General features: G+C 40.5%; 1 protein-coding gene. It reads left to right on the top strand.

Annotated elements, in window-relative coordinates:
• The coding region (locus G6042_RS00050) for a hypothetical protein (RefSeq protein WP_169522287.1) at positions 1 to 222 on the top strand (222 nt) is incomplete at both ends.

Here is a 222-nt window from a genome sequence, read left to right as displayed (position 1 = left end):
GTTACATCATCAACCCGTTACCAACAGTAGATATTGTTGGCACCAATAATGTGTACCAAATCTGTGAATCCGATCCAACAGGTAACGACAACACCGAAGTATTTGATTTAACGAGCCAAATCCCAGATTTATTAGAAGGCAATCAAACCACGCCAGTATCAACCTACAGCGTAGCGTTTTATGAGGATGCAACCTTAACAACATTGATTACAAATCCATCGG

The sequence above is a fragment of the Flavobacterium solisilvae genome (assembly GCF_012911605.1).
Taxonomy (GTDB): Bacteria; Bacteroidota; Bacteroidia; order Flavobacteriales; family Flavobacteriaceae; genus Flavobacterium; species Flavobacterium solisilvae.
The sequence above is the reverse complement of the archived record's forward strand: the minus strand, read 5'-3'. Positions and strand labels throughout refer to the sequence as shown.